General features: G+C 32.1%; 4 protein-coding genes and 1 pseudogene. 1 reads left to right on the top strand and 4 read right to left on the bottom strand.

Annotated features, from left to right (window positions below; all coding sequences use genetic code 11):
- A pseudogene (locus JX287_RS06470) lies at positions 1-300 on the bottom strand (hypothetical protein); the annotation flags it as partial.
- Positions 301-647: 347 nt separating this feature from the next.
- On the opposite strand from JX287_RS06470, the gene galE reads away from it, so the two are divergent.
- A complete protein-coding gene (galE, locus tag JX287_RS06465; protein ID WP_204643813.1) occupies positions 648-1,670 on the top strand; it encodes a UDP-glucose 4-epimerase GalE in 1,023 nt (340 codons plus the stop codon).
- A gap of 92 nt (positions 1,671-1,762) precedes the next feature.
- Here galE and JX287_RS06460 read toward each other — a convergent pair whose 3' ends face one another.
- The 3 genes from JX287_RS06460 to JX287_RS06450 all read right to left on the bottom strand — a co-directional run.
- Positions 1,763-2,443 carry a C39 family peptidase gene (locus JX287_RS06460; protein WP_204643811.1) on the bottom strand — a complete coding sequence of 227 codons (681 nt, stop codon included), beginning with the start codon at positions 2,441-2,443 and terminating at the stop codon, positions 1,763-1,765.
- A 160-nt stretch (positions 2,444-2,603) separates the two neighbouring features.
- Positions 2,604-3,605, bottom strand: a complete 1,002-nt coding sequence (locus JX287_RS06455; RefSeq protein WP_204643803.1) for a glycosyltransferase family 2 protein — start codon at positions 3,603-3,605, stop codon at positions 2,604-2,606.
- A gap of 55 nt (positions 3,606-3,660) precedes the next feature.
- A partial coding sequence (locus JX287_RS06450; protein WP_239650353.1) for an N-acetylglucosaminidase occupies positions 3,661-4,764 on the bottom strand: 1,104 nt, incomplete at its 5' end.

Genomic DNA, 4,764 nt, shown 5'->3' with positions numbered 1-4,764 from the left:
CGAGATTTCTTTTCCATCCCTATACTCTTTATTTCCTATTTTCCCGTTCGCATACTTCCCATTTACAAAATAATGTGTTCCCGCATTATCTTTCCCATATCCTGTTAGCTTCTTACCATTTTGGAAAAAATACCAATCTTCCCCATCACTATACCACCAGTTCGCTGGTTTGTTATTGTTATAGAATATAGATTCTCTATACTCTGCATTAACATCATGACTTACTACAGCATTCACCGCGATCGGTGTAGCTAATACTGTTAATAAACTTAATCCTAATTTTAATTTATTTTTTCTCATAAAATATTCCTTCAACTCCTATTCTAAAAATAAATATATCCCGTATTATTGTATTATATTTTTAACTATTTTTCAAAGAAATATAGTAAATGTAACAGATTTTTAATATTACCGTAAATTCCCAAAGTAAAGCTTCCTATTTTTTGAATGGAAGCTACCTTGGGAATATTTTTATTGTTATTTTACTTTTTTCCCAAGGTAACTTTCACTTTAATTTCTTACCGGTATCTACTTTAGGAATTTACTTTTTTAATATTATCCTCATATTTATTGACACTTACTCTTACTTTTTATAAAATTAATATATAAAATTATAGGAAGGACTCGCTTTGCGAGAGAATTATACTATGACTAAAAAAATACTTGTTACAGGTGGAGCTGGATTTATCGGGTCTCACACTTGTATAGAATTATTAAACAATGGAAATGAAGTAGTTGTTGTTGATAACTTATATAACGCAAACAAAAAAAGCTTAGAAGTTGTAGAAAGAGTAACTGGTAAAAAAGTAACTTTCTATGAAGTCGATATTCGTGATGAAGCTAAATTAGACGAAGTATTTGAAAAAGAAGGAGATATTTATGGAGTTATTCACTTCGCTGGTTTAAAAGCAGTTGGTGAATCTTGCCAATTACCTTTAAAATACTATGATAACAACGTTGCTGGAACTACGACATTATGTCGCGTTATGGAGAAATATAACTGCAAAAATATTATCTTCAGTTCATCAGCTACAGTATACGGAGATCCCCATGCATTACCAATTAAAGAAGATTTCCCATTATCTGTAACTAACCCATATGGACGTACTAAACTAATTTTAGAAGAAATTCTAGGAGATGTTTACGCTGCAGATAATGAGTGGAACGTAGTACTACTTCGTTACTTTAACCCTATCGGAGCACACGAATGTGGAGATATCGGGGAAGATCCAACAGGAATTCCAAACAACCTACTTCCATATGTTATGCAAGTAGCCGTAGGTAAATTAGAAAAAGTTAATGTCTTTGGTAACGACTTCGATACACACGATGGTACTGGAGTGCGTGATTATATCCATGTAGTAGACCTAGCTCGCGGTCACGTAGCAGCTCTTAAAAAATTAGAAAAAGGTAGCGGGCTATCTAAATATAACCTAGGAACAGGAATCGGATATTCTGTACTAGATATTATTAAGAGTGCTTCAGCTGCTGTTGGACGCGACTTACCTTACGTTATCGCACCACGTCGTGCTGGAGATATCGCTGCATGTTATGCTGATGCTACAAAAGCAAAAGATGAACTTGGATGGGAAGCTCAGTACGATGTAAAACGCATGTGTGAAGATTCTTGGAGATGGCAAAGCAAACATCCAAATGGATTCGCTGAATAATATATTTTAATAAGGAAATTAACATAAAAAATGAGTGCCTAATTAATACTTAGACACTCATTTTCTACTTTTAAATTCTATTTCATTAATTCTTATTTATGAATTACTATGAATGCTCCACCAGTAACATTATCTTCTGGTGCCATACTACGTTGACTCCAAATTTCATCGATACTATACCATTTATTAGTTTTTTCTTGATTATCTGGATCTATTGCATGAACTTTTCCATTTTGATATCCACTTAAGATAATTGCATGTGTTCCATTTCCTTTTACAAAAAGTCCATGACCTACAGTCCCATAAACTACATTTCCCTTTTTTAAGGCTGTTTCTAGATCTTGTTTAGAATTGATTGTTCGATAATTCAAATCCCAATAATCTAGAGCTATTTCTGCACCAAAACTTGATGTACCTGAAAACGTCATATTCATTTCCATAGAAGTATCATAAATATAATCTGCCACTTGTACTGGAGTCACATTTTCCCTCAATCCAGATATTATCATCGATAAGGCTGTAGGAACACAACCTGTTTCTTTCATATTAGAAATACCATACCTCTTAGATCCCCATCTAGCATCTGATTGATAATATTGAGGAAGCTTTACAGGTTTTACCGATTCTTTCCCTGTAGCATTATTCATTATACTATCCCCAACTGAAAAAATTTCAATTTTGTCTCGTTGTTCTTTTAGTAAATTCGCTTTAACATCACTAAAACTAGTTAATAGTAAACTACCTACAAGAATCACACTTATTCTTTTTTTCATAAACCTGTCACCCCCTATATTTCAGCTAAATTTATTTATAATTATACTATTTTTAACTAACAAAAACAAATAGGAGTACTTCAAAATCGATAATTTTATAAAATCAATCAATTCAAAGCACCCCTAGGTATTTTTTTCAAAAAATATTAACAAGAATCTTCTACTTATTAGTGTATTCTTTCTTCCATCCAAATCCTTTTATTAACCCTACTAAAGTTCCCCATCCATAGCTAAAATGAACCGAAAATAATAAGAATGGAATCAATAATAATGTTGTATTGAATTTATTATTTATTATAGTCATAACAGTAACAAGAGCAGTAAACAATAGATAAGAAACCCCAAGAAGTATAGCGAATATTTTCGTTAACGGCAACATCAATAAACTAAAAATTATACCTAAAACAAAGACTAAAGGCACAAAATGGAAAATTGAGAAAGCCTTAGGATATACATGACTTACCTTACCAATCCAGTATCCATTAGAATATTTTTGCTTCAACATTCTTTTCACAGTCGGTCTAGTATATTGGTACGATAATATATCATTGCTATATCGAATTTTATAACCATTTTTTCTAATTCTATAATGTAATTCATTATCTTCGACACGACCAACTTTTTCATCTAATAATCCTATTTTATCAAAAATTTCTTTTCGATACATTCCTTGGAATACAGAACTTACATATTTTTTAGAAGTTTCTTTTCTATAATTAGCAATACCACTACCAAACATATTTTCTTCAACTAATAGTAATGTTTTACTTAGAGCATCTTCATTTTCTATAATATTAGGTCGTGGCCCACCACAAACATCTTCTCCACTTTCAATAACTTTAACATTATTTTCTATAAAATTTTCCGTTATATGTGAATGGCAATCCACCTTTAGTATGCATTCTCCTCTTGCAGCTCTAATTCCAACATTCATCCCCGCAGATAAAATCACCTTAGGATTTTTTAATAAAACTACATCAAAGAAATCATGATTACTCTCTTTGAACCCTTGCAATATAGCCCAACTATTATCTTTTGACATTCCATCTATAAAGATAAGTTCGATATTATCATGATTATATGTTTGATTTTTGAAATCTTCAATCAACCTTGGTAAAAATTTTTCTTCATTTAAAAGTCCGATTACAACCGAAACTAACATAATTTTCTCCTTACCAAAAAGGAAGCTAGATTAAAATAACCTAGCCAAATCCTTTTTATCTATCTTTTCTTCCTAATTTTTCATTAGCACTAAACATTATACTTGCAATAGACTCTCCCCAATATGGAGCTGTTGCGTAGTTAACATTCATTCCACCTGCTTTATTTCCTAAGTAAGCACCACGAGCTGGATATCCTGTATTACTTAAGTAGTTTCGATCAATCCAACGTGCAGCACCTAAAATACCACTATCAACATTATCAAATTTTGTCGCAGAAGTATATGGTGTGCTATCATATGCAGCAATACCAAAGAAATTGTTTTTATCTTTAGCTATTTGACTTTTTCCCCATGCACTTTCAAGAGCACTATGAGCAACTAAGTAAAGAGCATTAACTCCGTATTTTTGTTCAGCAGCCTTAAATGTTGCACCTTTCCCAGCTAACTTACCATTATTAGCTCCCATTAAGCTATATAATCTATTGATATCTGCTGCAGTATAGTTTGATCTTGATTTTAAATTAGAAAATTGGAAAGGATGATCCAATTTAAATGTTCCAAAATTAATCCCATCAGCAGAATAATAAGGTTTTCCTACTTGCATATTAGGATTGTGATAAGCAACCATTACGCTGCTATACGCTGAATATCTGTGATATACATATTTACCATCACTTACATAATCCGGAATAAATGTAGTTCTAGAATTAATAGCTGCAACTTGTCCTGAATTCACATATCCTGTAAGACCAGCTACTTGCACTGGAATTCTACCATTTACAGTAGATCTGTTATCTCTAAATAACACCGTATCTCTTGAAACATGAGATAAGATTCTGCCATTAGCATCATATACAGGAATGTATAATGCTGTTACTCTGTAATAGCCAGCGTAACTATTATTATCATTTCTTTGATATTTTCCATTTTCAAAGTAATGCATTCCGGCATTATCTTTTCCATATCCTGTTAGTTTTTTCCCATTCTGGAAGAAATACCAATCTTGTCCATCATTATACCACCAATTTGCATACTTACCATTATAGAAATACTGCATCCCGGTATTATCTTTTCCATATCCCGTTAATTTCTTACCGTTTTGGAAAAAATACCAATTCGTTCCATCATCATACCACCAGTTTGCATATTTCCCATTTAC

The sequence above is a fragment of the Gemella haemolysans genome (assembly GCF_901873445.1).
Classification (GTDB): domain Bacteria; phylum Bacillota; class Bacilli; order Staphylococcales; family Gemellaceae; genus Gemella; species Gemella haemolysans_C.
The sequence above is the reverse complement of the archived record's forward strand: the minus strand, read 5'-3'. Positions and strand labels throughout refer to the sequence as shown.

Excerpts from the sequence above, each read along its gene's own strand:
- JX287_RS06460 (WP_204643811.1), bottom strand. The coding sequence starts at position 2,443 with ATGAAAAAAAGAATAAGTGTGATTCTTGTAGGTAGTTTACTATTAACT.
- JX287_RS06455 (WP_204643803.1), bottom strand. The coding sequence starts at position 3,605 with ATGTTAGTTTCGGTTGTAATCGGACTTTTAAATGAAGAAAAATTTTTA.
- galE (WP_204643813.1), top strand. The coding sequence starts at position 648 with ATGACTAAAAAAATACTTGTTACAGGTGGAGCTGGATTTATCGGGTCT.